This window comes from Corynebacterium haematomassiliense (assembly GCF_013978595.1).
In the GTDB taxonomy this organism is placed as follows: Bacteria; Actinomycetota; Actinomycetes; order Mycobacteriales; family Mycobacteriaceae; genus Corynebacterium; species Corynebacterium lehmanniae.
In genome coordinates this window covers 809,705-833,487 of record NZ_JACDTZ010000001.1, presented here as the reverse complement: position 1 = coordinate 833,487, position 23,783 = coordinate 809,705, and the positions used below count along the sequence as shown (strand labels likewise).

Annotated in this window: 23 protein-coding genes; 20 read left to right on the top strand and 3 right to left on the bottom strand. The window is 66.8% G+C overall.

Annotated features, from left to right (window positions below; genetic code table 11):
* The first annotated feature begins 14 nt into the window (after positions 1–14).
* The 9 genes from H0193_RS04025 (at position 15) to H0193_RS03985 (ending at position 8,819) form a co-directional block, all read left to right on the top strand.
* The gene (locus H0193_RS04025; RefSeq protein WP_181888665.1) at positions 15–2,303 is read left to right on the top strand and encodes a Tex family protein; all 2,289 of its coding nucleotides are present in this window, start codon (positions 15–17) and stop codon (positions 2,301–2,303) included.
* Between the two features lie 114 nt (positions 2,304–2,417).
* Positions 2,418–2,765 (top strand): 50S ribosomal protein L19, encoded by a 348-nt coding sequence (gene rplS / locus H0193_RS04020; protein WP_181888664.1) that lies wholly within the window; start codon positions 2,418–2,420, stop codon positions 2,763–2,765.
* Positions 2,766–2,951: 186 nt separating this feature from the next.
* A complete protein-coding gene (gene lepB / locus H0193_RS04015) occupies positions 2,952–3,686 on the top strand; it encodes a signal peptidase I (RefSeq protein WP_239356951.1) in 735 nt (244 codons plus the stop codon).
* Between the two features lie 4 nt (positions 3,687–3,690).
* Positions 3,691–4,347: a ribonuclease HII gene (locus H0193_RS04010; RefSeq protein ID WP_181888662.1), complete on the top strand. Its 657-nt coding sequence runs from the start codon at positions 3,691–3,693 to the stop codon at positions 4,345–4,347.
* A complete protein-coding gene (locus tag H0193_RS04005) occupies positions 4,344–4,649 on the top strand; it encodes a DUF2469 domain-containing protein (RefSeq protein ID WP_181888661.1) in 306 nt (101 codons plus the stop codon). The genes H0193_RS04010 and H0193_RS04005 overlap by 4 nt, the downstream gene beginning before the upstream one ends.
* A gap of 182 nt (positions 4,650–4,831) precedes the next feature.
* Positions 4,832–5,212, top strand: coding sequence for a YraN family protein (locus H0193_RS04000; RefSeq protein WP_239306807.1), 381 nt, complete (start codon positions 4,832–4,834; stop codon positions 5,210–5,212).
* On the top strand, positions 5,199–6,725 hold the full coding sequence (locus tag H0193_RS03995) for a YifB family Mg chelatase-like AAA ATPase (protein WP_181888659.1): 1,527 nt from the start codon (positions 5,199–5,201) through the stop codon (positions 6,723–6,725). Before H0193_RS04000 ends, H0193_RS03995 begins: the two co-directional genes overlap by 14 nt.
* Positions 6,726–7,901 carry a DNA-processing protein DprA gene (locus tag H0193_RS03990; RefSeq protein WP_181888658.1) on the top strand — a complete coding sequence of 392 codons (1,176 nt, stop codon included), beginning with the start codon at positions 6,726–6,728 and terminating at the stop codon, positions 7,899–7,901.
* A gap of 24 nt (positions 7,902–7,925) precedes the next feature.
* Positions 7,926–8,819, top strand: a complete 894-nt coding sequence (locus H0193_RS03985) for a tyrosine recombinase XerC (protein ID WP_181888657.1) — start codon at positions 7,926–7,928, stop codon at positions 8,817–8,819.
* On the opposite strand, the gene H0193_RS03980 is transcribed toward H0193_RS03985, so the two are convergent.
* A complete protein-coding gene (locus H0193_RS03980) occupies positions 8,782–9,321 on the bottom strand; it encodes a M23 family metallopeptidase (RefSeq protein WP_181888656.1) in 540 nt (179 codons plus the stop codon). The genes H0193_RS03985 and H0193_RS03980 overlap by 38 nt on opposite strands.
* Before the next feature lie 301 nt (positions 9,322–9,622).
* Here H0193_RS03980 and rpsB point away from each other — a divergent pair, with 301 nt between their 5' ends.
* The 3 genes from rpsB to pyrH all read left to right on the top strand — a co-directional run bounded on the left by rpsB (position 9,623) and on the right by pyrH (position 12,499).
* Complete coding sequence (gene rpsB / locus H0193_RS03975) at positions 9,623–10,570, top strand: 30S ribosomal protein S2 (protein WP_181888655.1); 948 nt, start codon at positions 9,623–9,625, stop codon at positions 10,568–10,570.
* Positions 10,571–10,765: 195 nt separating this feature from the next.
* The gene (tsf, locus tag H0193_RS03970; RefSeq protein ID WP_181888654.1) at positions 10,766–11,584 is read left to right on the top strand and encodes a translation elongation factor Ts; all 819 of its coding nucleotides are present in this window, start codon (positions 10,766–10,768) and stop codon (positions 11,582–11,584) included.
* Positions 11,585–11,815: 231 nt separating this feature from the next.
* Positions 11,816–12,499, top strand: a complete 684-nt coding sequence (gene pyrH, locus H0193_RS03965) for a UMP kinase (protein WP_070474098.1) — start codon at positions 11,816–11,818, stop codon at positions 12,497–12,499.
* Here pyrH and H0193_RS03960 read toward each other — a convergent pair.
* On the bottom strand, positions 12,496–13,578 hold the full coding sequence (locus tag H0193_RS03960) for an amidase family protein (RefSeq protein ID WP_181888653.1): 1,083 nt from the start codon (positions 13,576–13,578) through the stop codon (positions 12,496–12,498). The genes pyrH and H0193_RS03960 overlap by 4 nt on opposite strands.
* Positions 13,579–13,654: 76 nt before the next feature.
* Here H0193_RS03960 and frr point away from each other — a divergent pair, with 76 nt between their 5' ends.
* Genes frr through rlmN form a run of 3 tightly spaced genes read left to right on the top strand, consistent with a single transcriptional unit; the run spans position 13,655 to position 16,331 of the window.
* A complete protein-coding gene (gene frr / locus H0193_RS03955) occupies positions 13,655–14,212 on the top strand; it encodes a ribosome recycling factor (RefSeq protein WP_181888652.1) in 558 nt (185 codons plus the stop codon).
* 36 nt (positions 14,213–14,248) lie between these two features.
* A complete protein-coding gene (locus H0193_RS03950) occupies positions 14,249–15,169 on the top strand; it encodes a phosphatidate cytidylyltransferase (protein ID WP_181889603.1) in 921 nt (306 codons plus the stop codon).
* Positions 15,170–15,227: 58 nt separating this feature from the next.
* Positions 15,228–16,331, top strand: a complete 1,104-nt coding sequence (rlmN, locus tag H0193_RS03945; protein ID WP_181888651.1) for a dual-specificity RNA methyltransferase RlmN — start codon at positions 15,228–15,230, stop codon at positions 16,329–16,331.
* 272 nt (positions 16,332–16,603) lie between these two features.
* Here rlmN and H0193_RS03940 read toward each other — a convergent pair whose 3' ends face one another.
* Positions 16,604–17,137: a DUF2631 domain-containing protein gene (locus tag H0193_RS03940; protein ID WP_269510422.1), complete on the bottom strand. Its 534-nt coding sequence runs from the start codon at positions 17,135–17,137 to the stop codon at positions 16,604–16,606.
* Between the two features lie 186 nt (positions 17,138–17,323).
* On the opposite strand from H0193_RS03940, the gene dxr reads away from it, so the two are divergent.
* The 5 genes from dxr to map are packed head-to-tail and all read left to right on the top strand — an operon-like array spanning position 17,324 to position 23,664.
* Entirely contained in the window at positions 17,324–18,487 is a 1,164-nt protein-coding gene (dxr, locus tag H0193_RS03935) for a 1-deoxy-D-xylulose-5-phosphate reductoisomerase (protein WP_181888650.1), read from the top strand.
* Between the two features lie 15 nt (positions 18,488–18,502).
* The gene (locus H0193_RS03930) at positions 18,503–19,711 is read left to right on the top strand and encodes a site-2 protease family protein (protein ID WP_181888649.1); all 1,209 of its coding nucleotides are present in this window, start codon (positions 18,503–18,505) and stop codon (positions 19,709–19,711) included.
* Between the two features lie 20 nt (positions 19,712–19,731).
* Positions 19,732–20,895, top strand: coding sequence for a flavodoxin-dependent (E)-4-hydroxy-3-methylbut-2-enyl-diphosphate synthase (ispG, locus tag H0193_RS03925; protein ID WP_070844337.1), 1,164 nt, complete (start codon positions 19,732–19,734; stop codon positions 20,893–20,895).
* 1 nt (position 20,896) lies between these two features.
* Entirely contained in the window at positions 20,897–22,711 is a 1,815-nt protein-coding gene (locus tag H0193_RS03920) for a penicillin-binding transpeptidase domain-containing protein (RefSeq protein ID WP_181888648.1), read from the top strand.
* Between the two features lie 53 nt (positions 22,712–22,764).
* Positions 22,765–23,664: a type I methionyl aminopeptidase gene (gene map / locus H0193_RS03915; protein ID WP_181888647.1), complete on the top strand. Its 900-nt coding sequence runs from the start codon at positions 22,765–22,767 to the stop codon at positions 23,662–23,664.
* The last annotated feature ends 119 nt before the right edge of the window (positions 23,665–23,783 follow it).

Below are 23,783 nucleotides of genomic sequence, written 5' to 3'. Positions count from 1 at the left end.
CTAGACTCGCCCGAATGACATCAATCGCAGCCACCATCGCGAACGAAATCAATGTGCGGGACAACCAGGTCGAGCAGGCGCTGAAGCTGCTCGCCGAGGGCAACACCGTCCCGTTCATCGCCCGCTACCGCAAGGAGGCCACGGGCGGCCTCGACGACGCGCAGCTGCGCCACATCGAGGAGCGCAACACCTACCTGCTCGAGCTCGCCGAGCGCAAGCAGGCCGTGCTGGAAAGCATCGAGGAGCAGGGCAAACTCACCGACGAGCTGAAGCAGGCGATCCTCGCCGCCGACACCAAGGCGCGCGTGGAGGACCTCTACCTGCCCTACAAGAAGCGCCGCAAAACCAAGGCGGACATCGCGCGCGAGGCCGGCCTTGAGGCGTTGGAGCAAAAGCTTATCGACGACCCTTCGGCCGACCCCGAAACCCTGGCCGAGGCCCACCTCTCGGAGGGATTCCCGGATACGAAGGCCGCGCTCGAAGGCGCCCGCGCGATCCTGGTGGACCGCTTCGCCACGGACGCGGACTTGGTCGGCGAGGTGCGCGACCGCGTGTACTCCCAAGGCACAATGCGCTCCGCCGTGGTGGAGGCCAAGGAAACCGAGGGCGCGAAGTTCGCGGACTACTTCGAATTCTCCGAGCCCTTTGAGAAATTGCCCAGCCACCGCATCTTGGCGCTGCTGCGCGGCGAAGCCGAGGGCGTGCTCACCCTGGACATGGACCCGGGCGAGGAGGCCGTCTACGAGGGCATGATCGCGGAGCGCTTCGACCTGCCGGTCAAAGACTCCGAGTGGCTGGCCAAGGCGGTGCGCTGGGGCTGGCGCACCAAGCTGCAGGTCTCCGCGAACCTGGATACCCGCATGCGGCTGAAGGAAAAGGCGGAGGAGGGCGCGCTGCAGGTGTTCAAGACCAACCTGCGCGACGTGCTGCTCGCCGCACCCGCCGGCCAGCGCGCCACGCTGGCCCTGGACCCGGGCTACCGCAACGGCGTGAAGTGCGCCGTGGTGGACGAGACCGGCAAGGTGCTTGCCACCACCATCGTCTACCCGCACCAGCCGCAAAACCGCTGGGACGCCTCCCGCGCGGAGCTGGCGTCGCTGGCCGCGCAGCACGGCGTGGAGCTCATCGCCGTGGGCAACGGCACCGCCTCGCGCGAGAGTGAAAAGCTCGCCGGCGAGGTGGCGGACCTGATCGCCCAGGCCGGCGGAAAGCGGCCGACCCCGGTGGTGGTGTCCGAGTCCGGCGCTTCGGTGTACTCCGCCAGCCAGATCGCGGCGGAGGAGTTCCCGGACATGGACGTCTCCCTGCGCTCGGCGGTCTCCATCGCGCGACGCCTGCAGGATCCGTTGGCGGAGCTGGTCAAGGTGGACCCGAAATCCATCGGCGTGGGCCAGTACCAGCACGACGTGAACCAGACCGCGCTCGCCCAGACGCTGGACGCAGTGGTGGAGGACGCGGTGAACTCCGTCGGCGTGGACGTCAACACCGCCTCGGCGCCGCTGCTCGAGCGCGTGGCCGGCCTGTCAGGCACGGTGGCGAAGAACATCGTGGCCTACCGCGACGAAAACGGCCGGTTCACCACCCGCAAGGAGTTGGGCAAGGTGCCGCGCCTCGGCCCGAAGGCGTTCGAGCAGGCCGCCGGCTTCCTGCGCATCCAGGGCGGGGCCAACCCGCTCGACGGCTCCGCGGTGCACCCGGAGGCCTACCCGGTGGTCGAGCGCGTCGCCCAGGCCACAGGTTTGAGCACCGAGCAGCTCATCGGCAACACCGCGGTGCTGACCAAGCTCGCCCCGGCAGACTTCGCCGACGAACAGTTCGGCGTGCCCACCGTCACCGACATCCTCGCCGAGCTGGACAAGCCGGGCCGCGACCCGCGCCCGGAATTCAAGACCGCCGAGTTCAAGGAAGGCGTCAACGAGGTCAAGGACCTCAAACCCGGCATGATCCTGGAAGGCACGGTGACCAACGTCGCCGCCTTCGGCGCGTTCGTGGACGTGGGCGTGCACCAGGACGGGCTGGTCCACGTCTCCGCCATGAGCCACAAGTTCGTCTCGGACCCGCACGAGGTGGTGCGCTCCGGCGAGGTGGTGAAAGTCAAGGTCATGGATGTCGACGTCGCCCGCAACCGCATCGGGCTGAGCTTGCGGCTTGACGACGAGCCGGGCCAGCCGGCGCAGATGAAGCAGCGCAAGCAGCAGGGCAAGACTTCGGGCAAGGGTCGGAAGCGGGGTAGGCCGGAGGGACGTCGAGAAGCATCCGGCTCGATGGCCGACGCGTTGAAACGCGCCGGATTTGGGAAGTGACCGGCGCATATGTAAAATGCTGCAGGTTCTTGTAATCGACATGAACCGGCCGAGCGCCCCAGGTGGGGAAGTGCCGCCAGGGTCCTCTGTCCGAACACGTAAAGGATTGCTTTCATGAGCAACGGCATCATTGATCTTGTCGACGCAGGCCAGCTGCGCGACGACATCCCGGACTTCCGCCCGGGCGACACCCTCGACGTCCACGTCAAGGTTATCGAGGGTTCTGTGACCCGTACCCAGGTCTTCACCGGCTTTGTGGTCCGCCGCCAGGGCGCGGGCATCCGCGAGACCTTCACCGTGCGCAAGGTCTCCTTCGGCATCGGCGTTGAGCGTACCTTCCCGGTGCACTCCCCGAACATCGAGAAGATCGAGGTTGTCCGCAAGGGCGACGTCCGCCGCGCGAAGCTGTACTACATGCGCGACCTGCGCGGCAAGGCTGCCCGCATCAAGGAGCGCCGCTAGTTTCAGCGCGCACAAGTGCCCCGTCCGAGTTCGCTCGGGCGGGGCACTTTGCTTGTCGACGGCTCCCGCGGTGCTAACGTATCCCGGGTGACCAACGTGAACGGACCCGCAGGCGAGCCCTCTGCCTCGAAGCCTGCACAGCCCCACAACCCGTACGCCGCCGAGCCGCGCTATGAGGCCGCCCCGGTGGCGCAGCAGCCGGCCGCGGACGAGCCGGAGGAGAAGAAGGAGCTTCCCTGGTACGTGGAGATCCCGGTCGTGGTGGTGCTGACGCTTCTGATCATGTTTGTGATCCAGACGTTCATCGGCCGCCTCTACGTCATCCCGTCCGCCTCCATGGAGCCCACGCTGCACGGCGAGTCCGGCTCCGGCGACCGCATCTTCGTGGAGAAGGTCAGCTACTACTTCTCCGACCCGGAGCCGGGCGACGTGATTGTCTTCGCCGGCACCGATTCCTGGAACACGGGCTTCGACTCCAACCGTTCCTCCAACCCGGTCATCCGGGGCATGCAGGAGGTTGGCTCCTGGGTGGGCCTGGTGCCGAAGGACGAAAACACCCTGGTCAAGCGCATCATCGCTACCGGCGGGCAGACGGTGTCCTGCCAGGCGGGGGACCCGGCGATCATGGTGGACGGCAAGCCCATCGACCAGTCCTACATTCTGCAGCCGAACTTCTACCCGGTGGATAAATCCACAGGCTCCGACGCCTGCGGCGGGCCGTACTTCGGCCCGGTGACGGTGCCGGAGGGCAACTACTTCATGATGGGCGACAACCGCACCAATTCACTGGACTCGCGCGCGCACATGGGCGACCAGTTCCAGGGCACCATCCCGGAGGAGAACATCCGCGGCAAGGTCAAGGCTGTGGTCTTCCCGGTCAACCGCATGCAGGGCGTGAGCGACCCGGACATCCAGCAGTAGGCCCGTGCGGCGCTTAAAACAGCTGCGCACCTACGAGGTCGCCTTGGACAAGGCGGGTTTCGGTCCGGTGGCGGGGGTGGACGAAGCCGGCCGGGGCGCGTGTTTCGGCCCCATCACCATCGCCGCGTGCGTGCTGCCGCCAAAGCCGCAGTCGGCACTGGCGGAGCTCACGGACTCCAAAAAGCTCACCGCTCGCAAGCGCGACGTGCTGTTCGACGCTGTGAAAGACATCGCGGTGGCGTACTCCGTGGTGCACATCCCTGCGGCAGAGATTGACCGCCGTGGCATCCAGCACGCCAACATTGACGGCGCGCGCCGCGCCGTCGCCGGGCTTTCGGTGCAGCCGGGCTACGTGCTTATCGACGCGTTCCGTATCCCCGGCCTTCCCTCACCCCAACTGCCGGTGGTGGGAGGCGACTACACCGCCCGCTGCATTGCCGCGGCAAGCGTGCTGGCCAAGGTGAGCCGGGACCGGCTGGTGTGCGAAATGGCCCAGAAGTTTCCCCAGTACGGGCTGGAGGGCCACAAGGGTTATTCCACGAAGGTGCACATGGACGCGGTGCGCCGCCACGGTGCGAGCCCCGAGCACCGTTATAGTTATGCGAACGTCAGGGACGCTGACGACTTCTATTGGCAGTCCAGCAAGAAGGGGCACGCATGAGCGCCGAGGATCTTGACAACTACGAGGCTGACGTCGAGCTTTCCCTCTACCGCGAGTACCGGGACGTGGCCAGCCAGTTCTCCTACGTGGTGGAAACGGAGCGCCGGTTCTACCTGGCCAACGCCGTGAAACTCATCCCGCACACCGACGGCGGCGACGTCTACTACGAGGTGCTGATGTCGGACGCGTGGGTGTGGGACATGTACCGCGCCGTGCGCTTCGTGCGATACGTGCGTGTGATCACCTACAAGGACGTCAACATCGAGGAGCTGGACAAGCCCGATCTGACCTTCCCGGAATAGGGCTGTCGCGAACCGTTTGTAAAACTCGGCGTGTCGCGCTTTGCGTCAGGGATTCACCTGGCCAAATTCCGGTGCGGTCGCCGAGTTTTACAAAACTGCCCGCGCCATGGAACCGCGGCGGGGCCTTCCGCGTCTGATAGAGGACCAACATTTTTGGCAACTCTATGAAACGGGGAGGCACCGTGCAGGTGAACTATCAGGACCAGTGGGAGCTGGGCAGGGCAGGCGAGCACGCCGCCATCAGGTGGTACGAGGACGAGGGCTACACCCTCTTGGGCCACCGGCAGCGCATGCGGGCGGGCGAAATCGACGCCGTCGTCGAGGACGAGGACGGCACCGTCGTCTTCGTGGAGGTGAAGTCCCGCCGCGGCACCGCGTTCGGCGCCGCGGAGGCGGTGACCACGAAGAAGCTGAACACCATGCGCCGGTGCGCGGCGCAGTGGCTGGACAAGCATTCGCAGGGCCAGTACCGCCCGATCCGCTTCGACGTGGTGGAGGTGGTCTTCGATGGGGAGGATTACATCCTGCGCCGGTTCCCGGGGGTGGAAGATGGCGCTTGCTAGCACGATGAGCGCGACCGTGGAGGGGGTCACCGCCCGCCTGGTCACGGTGGAGGCAAACGTTGGCGCCGGGTTGCCCGGCATGCACATGGTGGGGTTGGGCGACGCGGCTGTGAAAGAGTCGCGCGATCGCATCCGCACCGCGATTTCGAATTCTTCCCTGCCGTGGCCGCGCACGAAGATCATGGTGTCGCTCTCGCCCGCGCACCTGCCGAAGGCCGGCTCGCACTTCGACCTGCCGATTGCCCTGGCGGTGCTGGGCAGCCTGGATCCGCGGGTGGAACGCACGCTCGCGTCCACGATGTTCTGCGGGGAGCTGGCCCTGGACGGGACTTTGCGACGGGCCGAAGGCGTGCTGCCGATGCTCATCGCAGCTTTCGACGCGGCAGACCCGATCCGCACCGTCGTCGTGCCCAGGGCTAACGCCGCCGAGGCCGCGTTGCTGGGCCGCCGGGAGGTGCTGGTGGCGGATTCGCTTGCGCAGGTGTGGCAGTGGATCGCCGGCGAGGTGGAGCTCGAGCCCGCCACGGCACCGGAAGCTGACGCGCCGCAGCGTGCGGTGCCGGATTTCCAGGACCTGGCGGGGATGTCCGAGGAGCGCGAGGCCCTCGAGGTGGCGGCGGCCGGCGGGCACCACGTGATGATGATCGGCCCGCCGGGCTCGGGCAAGTCCATGCTGGCGGAGCGCATCCCGTCGATCCTGCCGCCGATGGATGTGCAGGAGATGGTCGAGGTCACCGCCATCCACTCCGCGGCCGGGGTGTCCGGCGGCGGGGTTGTGGCAACGCGCCCGTTTATCGCCCCGCACCCCTCGCTGACGCGCGCGGCGCTGATCGGCGGGGGAGGCGGCACCCCGACCCCAGGCGTGGTGAGCCAGGCGCACCGCGGGGTGCTGTTTTTGGACGAAGCCTCGGAGATCCCGGCGCCGGTGCTCGACGCGTTGCGCATCCCGCTGGAAAAACGCGAGGTGCGGCTGACCCGCGCGAAAAGGGAAGTGGTCTACCCGGCGGACTTTCAGCTGGTGCTGGCGGCGAACCCGTGTGCGTGCCAACGGATCAACGGGCAGTGCTCGTGCAGGTCCCCGCAGCGGGCGCGGCACTTAAGCAACGTCTCCGGACCGTTGAAGGACAGGCTGGACGTGTTCGTGACCACCTCTGGCGACGCGGCGGTGCTCAGCCCGAGGGACGCGGAGCCGTCGAGAAGTATCGCCCAGCGTGTGGCGGCCGCCCGCGAGCGCGCCGCAGCCCGGTGGGCGAAAGCGGGCTGCGACGAGGACATCAACGGACGTGTGCCCGCGACGCTGATTCGCAGGCATTTCCCCGCCAAGGAATCGGCGATGGCGATGCTGCAGGCGGAGCTGGTCCACGGCAAGATCACGCAGCGCGGGGTGGATAAATGCTTAAAGCTGGCCTGGACGCTCGCGGACTTGGAAGAGATGGACCAGCCGGACATCCACCATGTCTGCCGCGCGGTGGAGATGCGCGAGCACCAGCTGCAGCAGCAGGAGGTGGCGTAGATGTCGTCGTTGGAATCCTGGGCCTACCTCTCACGGGTGGTGGAGGGGCCGTCGCACCACATCCAGGCGCTTCTGCGGGTGGGCAAGACCGCGGACGAGATCGCCGACGGTGTGCGCACCCGCGCCACCTGGATCGGTGGCCTGCTGTCGCAGACCGAGAACCGATACACCTGGGACCGCCCGGCCGAAGACCTCGAGTTCGCGGCGGAGCTCGGCTACACGCTTATCACCCCGGAGTCGCCGCAGTGGCCGACGGAGGCGATCCAGTGCTCGTTTGGCCGTAAGCAGACGGGGGCGGCGAGCAAGGCCAGCCACCAGCCGGACGGCATTGCGCCGCACGCGCTGTGGGTTGCGGGAAACACGAACTTGGCGGGCCTGTTCGCCCAGTCCGTGGGCGTGGTGGGCACCCGCCACGCCACCAAGTACGGCCACATGGCAACAAAGGATCTGGTCGCCGGCCTGGGCGGGCACAACTACACGGTGGTCTCCGGCGGCGCGCTGGGCATCGACACGGTCGCCCACACGACGGCCATGGACGTGCACACCCCGACCGTGGTGGTGGCGGCCTGCGGGCCTGGTGAGCACTACCCGCGCTCCAACAAGGCGCTCTTCGAGCGCGTGGTGGCCACGGGCGGCGCATTGATGACGGAGTATCCGCCCTCGGTCACCCCGGACAGGCACCGCTTCCTCACCAGAAACCGACTCGTGGCGGCGCTAACGCTGGGCACCGTGCTGGTGGAAGCGCCGTTTCGCTCCGGGGCGCTGAACACCCTGAAGTGGGTCAACGTGTTCAACCGCACCGCCATGGCGGTGCCGGGGCCGGTCACGGACGCCCAATCCCTCGGCGCCAACCTGGCCATCCAGAACAACGAGGCGGAGATGGTGCTCAACGCCGGCCAGATCCACGAGCAGCTCTCCGCCGTCGGCGAGTTCAGCACCGAAGAGCAGATGGAGATGGAGTACCCACCAAGCGTGACCCAGCAGCTCTCGCGCAACGAGCTGCGCATTTACGACGCCCTTCCGCCCGCCGGCCGCGCCGGCCGGGAAGCCGAGGCTGTGGCGGCGGATTCGGGGCTTTCCATCGCGCTGACGGTGCACATCCTGATGGACCTGTCCAAGCGCGGGTTGGTGGAGCGCGACAAGCGGCTCTGGTCGCGGGTGGAACAGCCTGGGTAAGGGGAGCGAGTACACTGCCGTGACATGAGTAAACATCTGGGGCAAGTGCAGGCGGCGGTGGAAGACTTCGCCGAATACGCTGAACTTGTCCTCGGCCGCTCCCCGAACACGGTCAAGGGCTACGTCGCAGATCTCAAAGGGCTCGCGGGCTACGCAGATACCTTCGACGCGTTCACCCTCGACGCGCTGCGGCGCTGGCTGGCGGACGCGATGAGTGCTGGCAAGAGCCGCGCCACGCTCGCGCGCCGCACCGCCGCCGCCCGCGCCTTTTCCACCTGGGCCTACCGCCAGGGATACATCAGCACCGATGCCGCGGCGCGGCTGAAAGCGCCGAAGGTCAACCGCCCGCTGCCCACGGTGGTCAAGGGCGAGCGCGCCGGGGAGCTCGTTGAGGCGGGCACCGCCGACGACGCCCACCCGGCCGAGTTTTTGCGCGACCGCGCCATGCTCGAGCTGCTCTACGCCACCGGCATCCGCGTCGGGGAGCTGACGGGCTTAAATCTCGGCGACGTGGACTTAGCCCGCGGCCTGGCGCACGTCACCGGCAAGGGCAATAAGCAACGCGTCGTGCCGTTCGGCGACGAAGCCGCGGCGGCCGTCTCCGAGTGGCTGGAGTTCGGCCGTGCAGAACTTGCGGGCGACACGCAGGCGATGTTCGTCGGCTCCCGCGGCGGGCGCATCGACCAGCGCCAGGTGCGCCGCATCGTCGAGCGCGCCGGGCAGCGTGCCGGGGTGGAACACGTCAGCCCCCACACACTGCGCCACACCACTGCCACCCACATGCTGGAAGGCGGGGCGGACCTGCGCGTGGTGCAAGAGATGCTCGGCCACTCCAGCCTGCAAACCACGCAGATCTACACCCACGTCTCCGCGCAGCGGCTCAAGCGCGTCTACGACCAGGCGCACCCGCGCGCGTAGGGGAGCCGTCCAGGGGTTTGAGCCGGATCCGCGGCGCCTCCAACAGTGTGAGCGGGTCGATGTAGGCGTCCTTGCCCGTAAGCGCGCCCCAGTGCAGGCCGTCGTGGGAGCCGGAAAACCCCGCCGGGGCGTGCGCGAGCGTGCCAATCGGCTCGCCCTCTTTCACCTTGTCGCCGACAGTCAGCGGGGAGCGCACCGGCTGGTACGTGGTGCGGATCCCGCCGGCGTGGTCGACGGAGACTACTGGGGTGCCGGCCACCGCGCCAACAAACGCCACCACGCCATCGCCGGCGGCCAACACGTCAGCACCGATGCGAAGAGGCAGGTCCACGCCGCGGTGGCCGGGCTTCCAGTTCTGCTCCGGGATGTCCGCGGGCCGCGCCACCGCTGCCGGGTGCGGGGTGCCGGCGGCGGGATCGACCCAGGCGGCGGCCGGGGCGGCGCAGGTGGCGGCGGCAAGGATGAGGGCGGTGGTGGACCGGAGGATCGTCGATAGGCGCATGCGTGAATAGGAGCACGCAGGACGCAAGAAAACTAGCCTGGTTGCGGAAATCTGTGGATAACCCGGTGCCTGCTGCGGTGTTATCCACAGAATGTGCAGATGAGATTAGGTTATGCGGACGTAAGCGGGTAGTGTTGCACGGGCAGCTTTTATGGGCTGACTACGCGCGCCGGATAATGCCTGCTCAGCGACGGTCCCTCTCACAGGGTGCAGGGCGAGCACGGTGCCAGGGTGCGGGATAAAAACCCGCACGTGAGATACGCAATGTAACCGAACTACTTTCTCCGAAGGAGACAAAACCATGGCAGTTGTAACCATGCGTGAACTCCTCGACGCCGGTGTGCACTTCGGCCACCAGACGCGTCGCTGGAACCCGAAGATGCGCCGCTTCATCTTCACCGACCGTAACGGCATCTACATCATCGACCTGCAGCAGACGCTGACCTACATCGATGAGGCCTACGAGTTTGTCAAGGAGACCGTCGCACACGGCGGCACCGTCCTGTTCGTCGGCACCAAGAAGCAGGCACAGGAGCCGATCCAGGAAGAGGCGCAGCGCGTCGGCATGCCGTACGTGACGCACCGCTGGCTGGGCGGCATGCTCACCAACTTCCAGACCGTGTCCAAGCGCATCGGCCGCATGAAGGAACTGCAGGCCATGGACGCAGCCGAGGACGGCTACGCAGGCCGCGGCAAGAAGGAAGTCCTCATGCTCACCCGCGAGCGCATCAAGCTCGAGCGCGTGCTGGGCGGCATCGCCGACATGACCAAGGCCCCGTCCGCACTGTGGATCGTGGACACCAACAAGGAGCACATCGCCGTCAATGAGGCGCAGAAGCTGCGCATCCCCGTTGTGGCTGTGCTGGACACCAACTGCGACCCGGACGTCGTGGACTTCCCGATCCCGGGCAACGACGACGCAATCGGCGCCGTGAAGCTGCTCACCCACATCGTGGGCGAGGCTGTCATCGCCGGTAAGCAGCAGCGCGAGGAGCGCCAGCTCGCTTCCGCACGCGACGCCGCAGGCGACACCAACGCGAAGCGTCAGGCAGAGGCCGCAGAGGCCGCTGCCCAGGCTGCAGCTTCCGAGGAAGTGTCCGCAGCTGACGCAGCGAAGGCTGCCGTCGCAGCTGAGTCCGCAGCTCCGCAGGAAGTTGCCGAGGTTGAGCAGCCGCACGCTGTCCGCGCAGCTGAGCAGGCTGAGGCCAAGGCGAACGAGTCCGGCGACGAGTCTGCAACCCAGGCGTAAGCTTTCCGGCTCACGCCACCTGCACGCGCACCCCGCGTTCCGCTCACGCCCGCCGGCTTTCACGCCCGGGACAGTGCGGGCGCGGGGTGTTTTGTGTGCGCCCCGCTCCAAGCCGTGCCACAGCGAGTACTGTCGGCTACGCTTGAAACGGTTTGAACACTTTTAGCAACACATTCACGAGGAGGATCGCCCACTATGGCGAACTACACTGCTGCTGACGTCAAGAAGCTCCGCGAGACCACCGGTTCCGGCATGCTCGACTGCAAGAAGGCACTCGAGGAGACCGGCGGCGACTTCGATAAGGCCGTCGAGAACCTCCGCATCAAGGGCGCGAAGGACGTGGGCAAGCGCGCTGAGCGCAACGCCCTCGAGGGCCTGGTCGCCGTTTCCGGCAACACCATCATCGAGATCAACTCCGAGACCGACTTCGTGGCCAAGAACCAGGAGTTCAAGGACATCGCAGCCCAGATCGCTGACGCAGCCGCCGCAGCGAAGGCGAACTCCCAGGAGGAGCTGGCGAACGCAGACGTGAACGGCGAGACCGCGCACGACGTCCTGGAGCGCCTCTCCGCCAAGATCGGCGAGAAGCTCGAGCTGCGCCGCGCCGCCACCATCGAGGGCGAGCGTGTCGAGGCGTACCTGCACCAGAAGGCTGCGGACCTCCCGCCGGCAGTCGGCGTGCTGGTGTCCTACACCGGCGACAACGCCGAGGCAGCGCACCAGGTCGCTCTGCAGATCGCCGCGATGAAGGCTCGTTACCTCAACCAGGAGTCCGTCCCGGCGGACGTCGTTGAGAAGGAGCGCGCGGTCCAGGAAGAGATCACCCGCAACGAGGGCAAGCCGGAAGCTGCCATCGCCAAGATCGTCGAGGGCCGCATGGGCGGCTTCTTCAAGGACGTTGTTTTGCTGGATCAGCCGGCGCTGTCTGACTCCAAGAAGACCGTCAAGCAGTACGCCGAGGAGAACGGCATCGAGGTTCTGGACTTCGTCCGCTTCGAGGTCGGCCAGGCTTAAGTCACAGGCGTAAGCTGCGCTAACAGCCAAGCCCCGCACCGCTTCCGCCCAGTTGGGCCGGTGGCGTGTGCGGGGCTTCGTCGTGAAGCATGATGCCCCCAATTGCACGGTTCGGTGTGCGCATTAAAGCACGTCTAGAATCGTCTGCGAACATCTGCACATCCCGCCGCGCAAAAGGAGCGAATTTCGGTGACTGACCTCAATCCCAGCCGCACAGGTTTCAAGCGAGTGATGCTGAAGTTGGGCGGTGAAATGTTCGGCGGAGGCAAGGTCGGCATCGACCCGGACGTGGTCGAGTCCGTCGCACGCCAGATCGCGGACGTGGCACGCGCAGGCACCGAGGTGGCCGTGGTCATCGGCGGCGGCAACTTCTTCCGCGGTGCCGAGCTGCAGCAACGCGGCATGGATCGCGCGCGCTCCGACTACATGGGCATGCTGGGCACGGTGATGAACTGCCTGGCGCTGCAGGACTTCCTGCAGCAGATGGGCGTGGACTGCCGCGTGCAGACCTCCATCAACATGGCCCAGATCGCCGAGCCGTACCTGCCGCTGCGCGCCGCCCGCCACCTGGAGAAGGGCCGCGTGGTCATCTTCGGCGCTGGCATGGGTATGCCGTACTTCTCCACGGACACCACCGCCGCCCAGCGCGCACTCGAGATCGGCTGCGAGGTGCTGCTGATGGCCAAGGCCGTCGACGGGGTGTACGACTCCGACCCGCGCGAGAACCCGGACGCGAAGCTGTACTCCGAGATCTCCCCGCGCGAGGTCATCGAAAACGGGCTGAAGGTCGCCGACGCCACCGCGTTTAGCCTTTGCATGGACAACAACATGCCCATTTTGGTGTTCAACCTGCTGCAGGAGGGCAACATCGCCCGCGCCGTCTCCGGCGAGCAGGTGGGCACGCTGGTGGCCTAAGTGCGCAACAGCTCGGCCTGCGCCGCCAGGCCGAGCAACTCCGGGCCGCTGAGTGTCAGGCTGCCCAGGTGCACCCCCGCGAGCGCGATTGCGGGGGTGCGCAGCATATTGAATACCGAGCACCACGGCGACCATTCGGTCTGCGCGTGGAAGCTTGCTTCGGGGTGCAGCGCAGGGAAATAGCCGAGCGGGGGTGGATCGAACGCGATGGTGGGGGAGAGTACTGCGTCCACGCCCCACTGCGCCGCGAGCAGCGCGGGCAGTGCGCGCGTGTGCGCTTTCGCCGCGGCGACCTGCTCTGGCCGCAGGCGGTGCGCCTGATCTTTCAGCCACGCGATGTAGCCGCTGTCCAGCGGGTTCACGTCCTTGAATGAACGGGTGATTGTGGTGCTGAAGTGCGCGTACGTCTCCTTTGACTCGGCGTAGGGGGAAATCTCCACCACCTCGTGGGTGCGTCCCAAAGCAGCAGCAAGCTTCTCGACGTCAGCTCCGCGCCCCTCCGACCCCTCAGGGTCCGCGAACACGCCCCGGGTGAGGACACCGATGCGCAGCCTCCTGCGCGCGGGCGGCGTCCAACCGGTGAGCCTGAACAGGTCGCCGACGTTGCGGGTGAAAAACCCGTGGGCGGACAGGTTGCGGCTGGCAAGTTTCAGCCCCACCACCCCGCAGGCTGCGGCCGGCACACGGATTGAGCCGCCGGCGTCGGTGCCGTGGGCAGCTCGCACCGTGCCGTCCGCCACCACCACTGCGGCGCCCGCGGAAGAGCCGCCGGGTGTGCAGCCGGGGAAGGCGGGCGATTCCAGCACGGCCACGCCGGGGCGCTCCGCGTAACAGGTGGCGCCCAGCTCGGATGTCAGGGTTTTGGCGGCGACGCGCGCTCCGGCGTCGATAAGCATCTGCGCAAACGGGTCCGTTGCCTTCGCGGTGTAGGCGCGCGCGGGGTTGCCGTGCGTGGTGGGCCAGCCTGCGACGTCGGTGCCGTCTTTGATCGGGACGCTCCAGCCGGAAAGCCGCCCGCCGAGCGGGCCCGTGAGCGCGGCGCCGGGCGGCGCGACGAACGTGAAGGCTGGGTGCGGCATGGCGACAGTCTAGGCACTCGGCAGGCGCTGGTAAGTTAAGGGTGACGCAAACCCGAGAAACGATAGGGGTAAAACCATGATTGATGACGTTTTGCTGGACGCCGAAGAGCGCATGACCGCCTCCGTTGAGCACACCCGAAACGAGCTGGCCACCATCCGCACCGGCCGCGCGAACCCGGCCATGTTCAACGGCGTGATGGCCGACTTCTACGGCGCGCCCACCCCGATCAACCAGATGGCAACCATCTCGGTGCCGGAGCCGCGCATGCTTCTGATCAAGCCGTACGACATGTCCACAATGGGCGAGATCGAAAACGCCATCCGCAACTCCGACCTCGGCGTGAACCCGACCGACGACGGCCAGGTCATCCGCGTGTCCGTCCCGCAGCTGACCGAGGAGCGCCGCAAAGAGCTGGTCAAGCAGGCCAAGCAGAAGGGCGAGGACGGCAAGATCGCCATCCGCAACGTGCGCCGCCAGGGCATGGAAGCGCTGAAGAAGATCCAGAAGGACGGCGACGCGGGCGAAGACGAGGTCATCACCGCTGAGAAGTCGCTGGACAAAACCACTCAGGACTACGTCGGTCAGATCGACGAGATCGTGCAGCGCAAGGAAAACGAGCTGCTGGAGGTCTAAGCCGACGTGTCGAAGGCGCAGACGGAAACCACTGAGATGGGTGCGGCGGTGAATGATGCGCCGGAGGAGCGCGAGGCCAACCCGAGCCGCTGGCCCGCCCACGCCCCGAAGCCGAAGAACAAGGCGGGGCGCGACTTGCCGGCGGCGATCACCACGGGCGTGGTGCTCGGAGCGCTGGTGATTGCAGCGGTGTGGATCGGGCCTGTGGCCTGGTACCCGCTGGTCGCCGTCGCTGTGGCGCTGGCGATGTGGGAAGTGATGACGCGCCTGCGCGAAGCCGGCTACGTCCAGCCGCGCACGCTGATGATCATCCTCGGCCAGGCCATGCTCTGGCTGTCCGCGCCTTACGGCACCACAGGTCTGGTCTCCGGATTCGCCTTCACCGTGCTGGTGGTGATGTTCTGGGGCATGTTCCACCAGGGCAGGCACCACCAACCAGAGAACTACCTGCGCGACACCGCAGTGGCGATCTTCGTGCTCGCGTGGATCCCGCTGTTCGGCACATTCGCCGCCATGATCTCCCGGATCACCGAGGCTGGCGTGGACGGCTCCGCGTACATCGTGGCGTTCATGCTGTGCGTGGTGGCCAACGACGTCGGCGGCTACGCCGCGGGCGTGATGTTCGGCTCCCACCCGATGGCCCCGGCGGTGAGCCCCAACAAGTCCTGGGAGGGCTTCGCTGGATCCATGACCGCGGGCATCATCACCGGAGTACTGGTGGTGCACTTCCTCATCCTTGGCCCGTGGTGGATGGGCATCGTGCTCGGCATCGCCCTGGTCATCTGCGCGACCATGGGTGATTTGGTGGAAAGCCAGTTCAAGCGCGAGCTGGGCATCAAGGACATGTCCAACCTGCTGCCGGGCCACGGCGGGATCATGGACCGCCTCGACGGCATGCTGCCAGCCGCGGCGGCGACCTACATCCTTCTCACCACCATCGCGCTGATGAACCCCTAGGTCTGCGCCCGCGCCAGATTCGAAACTCGCGGCGCGACGTGCCAAGATGGGGCGCACTATGAGCGATTTCCCCCAGATCCAGCTGCTCGCGCCGAAGCGCGGCATGCCGCCGAAGCACTTCGCGGACTTGAGCAAAGACGAGCGCATCGACGCGCTCAAGGAACTCGGCCTGCCCAAGTTCCGCGCCGACCAGATCGCGCGCCACTACTACGGCAAGTTCGAGGCCGACCCGCTGACCATGACGGACCTGCCGGAAGCGCAGCGTCAAACCGTCAAGGACGCGCTGTTTCCCACGCTTTTGACGCCGGTGCGCACGGTGGAGACCGATGAGGGCGACACGACGAAGACGCTGTGGCGGCTTCACGACGGCACCCTGCTGGAGTCCGTCCTCATGCGCTACCCGGGCCGCGCAACCCTGTGCATCTCCTCGCAGGCCGGCTGCGGAATGGCCTGCCCGTTCTGCGCCACCGGCCAGGGCGGGCTGGACCGCAACCTGTCCGTGGCGGAGATCGTCGACCAGGTCCGAGCCGCCGCCGCGATGATGGCCGCCGAGGGCTCGCGCCTGTCCAACATCGTGTTCATGGGCATGGGGGAGCCGTTGGCCAACTACAAGCGCGTGGTCAACGCCGTGCGCCAGATCACCCAGCCGTCGCCGGACGGCTTCGGCATCTCCCAGCGCAACGTCACCGTCTCCACGGTGGGGCTCGCCCCGCAGATCCGCATGCTCGCGGACGAGGGCCTGTCCTGCACCCTGGCTGTCAGCCTGCACACGCCTGACGACGAGCTCCGCGACGAACTCGTCCCCGTCAACAACCGCTTCGAAGTGTCCGAAGTGCTGGACGCCGCCCGTTACTACGCGGACCAGACCGGCCGGCGCGTGTCCATCGAGTACGCGCTAATCCGCGACATGAACGACCACGACTGGCGCGCGGACCTGCTGGGCAAGAAGCTGCACTCGGCGCTGGGCTCGCGCGTGCACGTCAACGTGATCCCGCTCAACCCGACGCCGGGCTCGAAGTGGGACGCCTCGCCGAAGGCCCGCCAGGACGAGTTCGTCCGCCGCGTGGCCGCCCAGGGCGTGCCGTGCACGGTGCGCGACACCAAGGGCCAGGAAATCGCCGCGGCCTGCGGCCAGCTCGCCGCCGACGAGGACGCCAGCTAGCCGCTTAGCTTCTGCCGAGCTCACTTTTCGCGTTTACCTGCGGCGCTACAGCCCACGCCGCAACCCTCCCGAGCACGCCTCCGCGCACAGACCCCCAGTACAGGACCCCTAGTATGCCCAAAATAGGGCCATACTAGGGGTCTCTTGCTCGGGGTCTGCGGATTCAAGCCGGGACGGGCTGGCAGTTGGTGTTTGGGGGGAGCCGTCGCGAGCCAACGGGCACGAAAAAACCGCCAGCGGCGGGGCTGGCGGTGACGGTGGCGTCGAGAAGCTTAGATGCGCTCGTGCTTGCCGCGGGACTCGACGGTGATGACCTCAACGTCCTCGCGCTGCTGCGCCGCGTCCACCGGACGGGCAGCGGTGCGCTCGACCACGCGCTCCTGGCCGCGAGCCGGGCGCAGGTGGGCGACGCGGCCCGGCTCGATGTTCAGGGAACGCAGCTGAGAGTCGGAGAGGTTCTCGTACACGTCACCGGAGAGGGTGGCCTGGTCGTAGATCCAGTCCGGCTCCTGGTGGCCCACCGGCTTGTTGTGGGCGGTGACGGTGCGCACCTGGTTCAGCTTCGGCTTGGTGGCGTGCAGGATCAGGCCGAGCGCGATCAGCACCGCGAGGGCGATGAGCCAGATGGTCTCGACGTGGCCCTGGTGGTTGCCAAAGTTGTAGGCGATAAGGAACAGGACGGAGATCCAACCGGCGATCTGAATAGTGCGGTCGGTGAAGGCGCTCCAGCCGAAACGGGCGGACGGAACATCCGCCTCAGAAACGCCGTTGTACACCTGGGGTGCGTTGTCCTTCGCGTGGGCCACTGGAATGCTCCTTCAAAGCCTGCTTAGCGGTTGCCAAGATCGGTAAAACTTTCAGCGCCTATCATCGCACACCGGGTGGGGCAAAGGGGACTTCTCACCCCCAATGTGTTCAAACTTTCGCACCACAGTCCACGGGATTACGCCCGCACAGTGCCAGAATGTGCTGTTTCATGTCACAATAGGTGCGTGAAGAATGTAATCATCTTGGGCTCGACAGGTTCTATCGGTTCTCAGGCGATTGATGTAGTTCGCGAACATAGAGACCAGTTCAACATTGTCGGCATTGCCACCGGCGGAACCAACCCCGACCGGGCTATCGAGCAAGCCCGCGAATTCGGCCTCAGCGCCGACCAGATTGCTGTGCGCGATCTGGAGGGGGCCAAGAAGGTGTCCAAGGAGATCGGCGGCTTCGTCATCACCGGCGATAACTGCGCGGCGGCGCTCGTGGAGTCGCAGAAGGCGGACCTGGTGCTCAACGCGCTCGTCGGCTCCGCAGGCCTGCCGGCAACGCTCGCGGCGCTGAAGTCCGGCGCGACGCTGGCGCTGGCGAACAAGGAGTCGCTCGTCGCCGGCGGCCGTTTCGTGCTCGAGGCTGCGAAACCCGGACAGATTATCCCGGTGGACTCGGAGCATTCCGCGATGGCCCAGGCGCTGCGCTCCGGCGACCGTGGCGAGGTGGCCCGCTTCGTGCTCACCGCCTCCGGCGGCCCGTTCCGCGGCAAGTCCCGCGAGGAGCTCATGGACGTCACCTACGAGCAGGCCGTGGACCACCCGACGTGGTCCATGGGCTCGATGAACTCGCTGAACTCCGCGACGATGGTGAACAAGGGCCTCGAGCTCATTGAGGCATCGCTGCTTTTCGACGTGGACCCGGACGACATCGATGTGACCGTCCACGCGCAGTCCATCGTCCACTCCATGGTGACGTTCACCGACGGCGCGACCATCGCCCAGGCGTCCCCGCCGTCGATGATGCTGCCGATCTCCCACGCGTTGAACTGGCCGAACCGCATTCCGGACGCGCAGCCCGCGCTGGACTTCTCCAAGTCCTTCGAGTGGACCTTTGAGCCGCTGGATGAAGACGCGTTCCCAGCGGTGAAGCTGGCCCGCGAGGCCGCGGCGAAGGGTGAGCCGCACCCGGCGATCTACAACGCGGCCAACGAGGTTGCCGTCGACGCGTTCGTCGAGGGCCGCATTAAGTTCCCGCACATCGTGGACATCATCACCGAGGTCCTCAACGGCGCGGGCGATTTCGCGGAGGCGCCTGCCGACGTCAACGCGGTCCTGCGCACCGAGTCCCGCGCCCGCGAGCGCGCGCAGGCTGTTGTCGAACGCATCGCCAGCGCGTAGCGCACTAGGGATTTTGTGGGTGCGCTAGGCATTCTGGCGTTCGCGCTTGCGATCGCCGCGTCCATTGCGCTGCACGAGGCCGGGCACATGTTCACTGCTCGCGCCTTCGGCATGCGCGTGCGGCGCTACTTCATTGGTTTCGGGCCGACGGTGTGGTCGACTACGAAGGGCCACACCGAGTACGGCCTTGCCGCGCTGCCGTTCGGCGGGTTCTGCGACATCGCGGGTATGACCGCGATGGATCCCCTCACGCCCGAGGAGGAGCCGCACGCGATGGTGAACAAGCCGGCGTGGCAGCGTATCGCGGTCCTCGCCGGCGGCATTGCGATGAACCTGCTCATCGGCGTGGTGATCATCTACTTTGTCGCCATCTTTTCCGGCATCCCGAACCCGGACGCGGACTTCACCCCGCGCGTGGGCAAGACGGTGTGCGTGGCCGACCAGGTGGACGCTGAGACGCTGGGGGAGTGCTCCGGCGCGGGCCCGGCCGGCGAGGCCGGTGTCCAAGCAGGCGACACGCTGGTGGCGCTCAACGGGCAGAAGATTGAGCAGTTCGGGCAGTTGCGCGATGCCGTCGCCAAGCAGCCCGGCGAAACGGTGAGCCTCGAGGTACTGCGCGGCGGTGAGACCGTCACCCTCGACGTGCCTGTCGCCGCCGTCGAGCGCATCGATCCGGCCACTGGCGAGCGCGTCACACAGGGCGCGGTCGGCATCGGTCCCGCGCCTGTGACGGACGCGGTGAAGCAGTACGGTCCTGCAGAGGCCGTGCCCGCGACCTTCCGGTTCACCGGCGAGATGCTGCGCGCGACTGTGGACGGCATCGCGTCGTTCCCCGCGAAGATCCCGGGCGTTGTGGCCTCCATCTTCGGCGCGGAGCGCGACATCGAAGGCCCGGTCAGTGTCATCGGAGCCTCGCGCACCGGCGGCGAGCTGGTTGAACAGGACATGTGGTCCGCGTTCTGGATGATGCTGGCCAGCCTGAACTTCTTCCTCGCCCTGTTCAACCTTGTGCCGCTGCCGCCGCTCGACGGCGGGCACATTGCGGTGGTGCTGTACGAAAAGATTCGCGATGCTTTACGACGCCTCCGTGGCCTCGGCCCGGGCGCTCCCGCGAACTACGAAAAGCTCATGCCCTTGACATACGCCATGGCTGCGCTGCTGCTCGGCGTCGGTGTGTTGGTAATGGCCGCGGACGTGGTCAACCCCGTCCGAATTTTTGGCTGACGGTGCTAAAGTTAGCCACCATGAACACCCCCATCGGATTAGGCATGCCCGAAGGCCCGGCACCGACTTTGGCTCCGCGCCGCAAGACCCGTCAGCTGATGGTGGGAGATGTCGGCGTCGGCTCGGATCACCCGATTTCTGTGCAGTCCATGACCACCACGAAGACGCACGACATCAACGCCACGCTGCAGCAGATCGCGCAGCTGACCACCGCAGGCTGCGACATTGTGCGCGTGGCCTGCCCGAAGACGGTGGACGCGGAGGCCCTGCCGGCGATTGCAGCGAAGTCGCCGATCCCGGTGATCGCGGACATCCACTTCCAGCCGAAGTACATCTTCGCGGCCATCGACGCCGGCTGCGCGGCCGTGCGCGTGAACCCCGGCAACATCAAGGAGTTCGACGGCCGCGTCAAGGAGGTCGCCAAGGCGGCGGGCGACGCGGGCATCCCGATCCGCATCGGCGTCAACGGCGGCTCCCTGGACAAGCGCCTGCTGGAGAAGTACGGCAAGGCCACCCCGGAGGCTCTGGTGGAGTCCGCGATCTACGAGGCCGGCCTGTTTGAGGAGTACGGCTACGGCGACATCGCCATCTCCGTGAAGCACTCCGACCCGGTGCTGATGGTGGAGGCCTACCGCCAGCTCGCGGAAAAGACCGACTACCCGCTGCACCTCGGCGTGACCGAGGCGGGCCCGAAGTTCATGGGCACCATCAAGTCCTCCGTGGCCTTCGGTGCGCTGCTGTCGCAGGGCATCGGCGACACCATCCGCGTGTCCCTGTCCGCGGACCCGGTGGAGGAGATCAAGGTCGGCGACCAGATCCTGCAGTCGATGAACCTGCGCCCGCGCAAGCTGGAGATTGTCTCCTGCCCGTCCTGCGGCCGCGCACAGGTGGATGTGTACAAGCTCGCCGAGGAGGTCACCGCTGGCCTGGACGGCATGGAGTTCCCGCTGCGCGTGGCCGTGATGGGCTGCGTCGTCAACGGCCCGGGCGAAGCGCGCGACGCCGACCTCGGCGTGGCGTCCGGCAACGGCAAGGGCCAGATCTTTGTCAAGGGCGAGGTCGTGGAGACCGTGCCGGAGTCCAAGATCGTGGAGACGCTGATCGATTACGCGCAGCGCATCGCCGAGGAGGAGGGCCTCGAGGAGGTCGAGGGCGCCAAGGCCGAGGTCAAGGTCACCCGCTAATATGCTGCGTCGCCGTGTCGCGGGGGTTGCGGTGGTGGCGCTGGCGGCGTCGATTAGCAGTTGCACCCCGCGCCCCAACGACGCCGAACCCGCCGCATCGGATTTTCTGAGCGCGCTGGAAAAGCGTGAGGTGAACTCTGCGCTTATCGACGACGCGTCCGCCGCCGAAACCTCTCTCAACGAGACGTGGGGTGGGCTGCAGGCGGAGAGCTTGAGCGCATCGCTTATCGACGTCAACCAGGACGACAACCTGGCCACCGCCACCTATGAGCTGCGCTGGGACCTGCCCCGCGAGCGGGATCTGACGTACCAGGCGCAGATGACGCTGACGCAGAGCGGCAATACGTGGAACGTGCGCTGGCAGCCGTCCGTTCTGCATCCGCGGCTGGGCGCGAACCAGCACCTGGAGCTGCGCTCGGTGGCGCCCTCGCAGGCAAGCGTGGTCTCCTCCGACGGGGTGGAGCTGCTCAAGCCCGGCACCGCGTACCGAGTGCTCGTGGACACGGACGAGATGCGCAGCGCAAGCTCGACGGCCGCGGGTATCAGCGCGGCGCTGGCGAAGGCGCACGAGGTGGATCGCGGCGTGCCGCTGCGCGACGCAGAGGACCTTGCCAAAGAGCTGCAGGACGCCTCCGGCGCGTACTCCGTCGCCGTGGTGCCCGCGCCGGCGCGCGACGCGTTCGAAGCGGCGCTGGCCGGGGAACCCGGCGTGCGGCTGAACGAAGAGGCCGCGATGGTCAACGCGCAGCCGGACTTCGCCCCCGACATCATGGCGCGCGTGGGCGAGCTGGTGCGCGACGACCTGCAGGGCGATACCGGGTGGAGCGTCGACGTGGTCAACGAAAACGGCGCCTCCTACGAGGAGATCAAGCGCCAGGACGCCGCCCCGGCACCGGCGGTGCACATCAGCCTGGACCACCGCATCCAGCGCGCCGCGGAGATGGCGCTGGAGCCGGTTGCGGGCCAGCAGGCCATGATCGTGGCCATCCGTCCGTCCACGGGCGGCATTCTGGCTATTGCGCAGACGCCTGCCGCCGACGAAGGCGGCAACCTGGCCACGATGGGCCAGTACCCGCCGGGCTCGACGTTTAAGATCCTCACCGCGTTCGCCGGGCTGACCAAGCAAGGGCTCATCCCGGGCTCGCCTGTGCCGTGCCCCGGCACGATGAACCTCTTTGGGCGCACCGTGACCAACTACGCAGGCTTCGGCCTGGGCACCGTGCCGCTGGAGACCGCGTTCGCCCGTTCCTGCAACACCACCTTCGCGGATATTTCCACGAAGCTGGCGCCAGGGGAGTTGAAGACCATCGGCAAACAGTTCGGCCTGGGCATCGATATGGAAATCCCCGGGGTGGAGACCATCACCGGCTCCATCCCCGACGGCGAGGAGCCTCTGGACCGCACCGAGGCCGGCTACGGCCAGGGCTTGGACCTGGCCAGCCCATTTGGCATGGCGCTTGTCTCCGCAGCGGCCGCTCGCGGATCGTTGCCCGTGCCGTACCTGGTGGAGGGCGAGGAGACGAAGTTGAGTGAGGATGCGGCCCCCATGGACCCGCAGGCGGTGGACGAACTACGCCAGATGATGGCCGCCGTGACCGGCCCGGGCGGCACCGCGAGTGCGTTTACCGCGGGCGGGGACATCCGCGGCAAGACCGGCGAAGCCGAGATCAACGGCGGCTCCCATTCGTGGTTCACCGGCTACCGCGCGGACGACGACATCGCCTTCGCCACCCTGGTAGTCCTCGGCGGAGGTTCTGAGGCCGCAGTGGCGCTTTCGGACCGAATGCTGCTGAACCTGGACGCGCCCGCTCAGTAGGCCGCCCAGAGGGCTGCGCGGGCCTGTTTGACCGCGGGTCTACCATTGGGGACATGAATAACCGAGGCCTACTTACCCCAGGAAAACCCACCCCAGAGCGCAAGGTGCCAAAGTCCATTGAGCGCCCTGAGTACGCGTGGAAGGACGAGGTCCAGGAGAACGTCGGCGAGCCGATCGTCCAGACCCGCGAGACTATCGAGGCGATGCGCGAAGCCTCCAAGATCGCGGCGAACGCGCTGGCGCTTGCCGGTGCCGCAGTGGCCCCGGGCAAGACCACCGACGAGATCGACGGTATCGTCCACGACTACCTGGTGGAGCACGGCGCCTACCCGTCGACGATGGGCTACCGCGGGTACCCGAAGTCCTCCTGTATCTCCCTGAACGAAATTGTCTGCCATGGCATCCCGGACACCACGGTGATCCAGGAGGGCGACATCGTCAACATCGACGTCACCGCCTACAAGAACGGCGTGCACGGCGACACCAACGCCACCTTCTTCGCCGGTGAGGTAGCCCAGGAGCACAAAGACTTGGTGGACCGCACCTACCAGGCGATGATGCGCGGCATTAAGGCTGCGAAACCGGGCCGCCAGATCAACGTGATCGGGCGCGTGATCGAGTCCTACGCCAAGCGTTTCGGCTACAACGTGGTCACCGACTTCACCGGCCACGGCGTGGGCACAACCTTCCACAACGGCCTTGTGGTGCTGCACTACGATTCCGACGCCTACACCGACGTCCTCGAGCCAGGTATGACGCTGACCATCGAGCCGATGATCAATCTCGGCGAGCTGCCTTACCGCGTGTGGGACGACGGCTGGACAGTGCAGAACATCGACGGCGAGTACACCGCCCAGTTCGAGCACACCATCGTGATTACCGACAGCGGCAACGAGATTCTCACCATCCCGGACGCGGATGTCGCCGCCGGGCAGCACATGCTGGGGGAGTAAACCGCGCAAGAAGGTAAAGCGGGCCCGTACGGATCTATTCCGTACGGGCCCGCTTTACGTCTACGGACGGACCGCAGACAGAACGAAACCCCCATTGCTACGTGCAGATGGGGGTTACG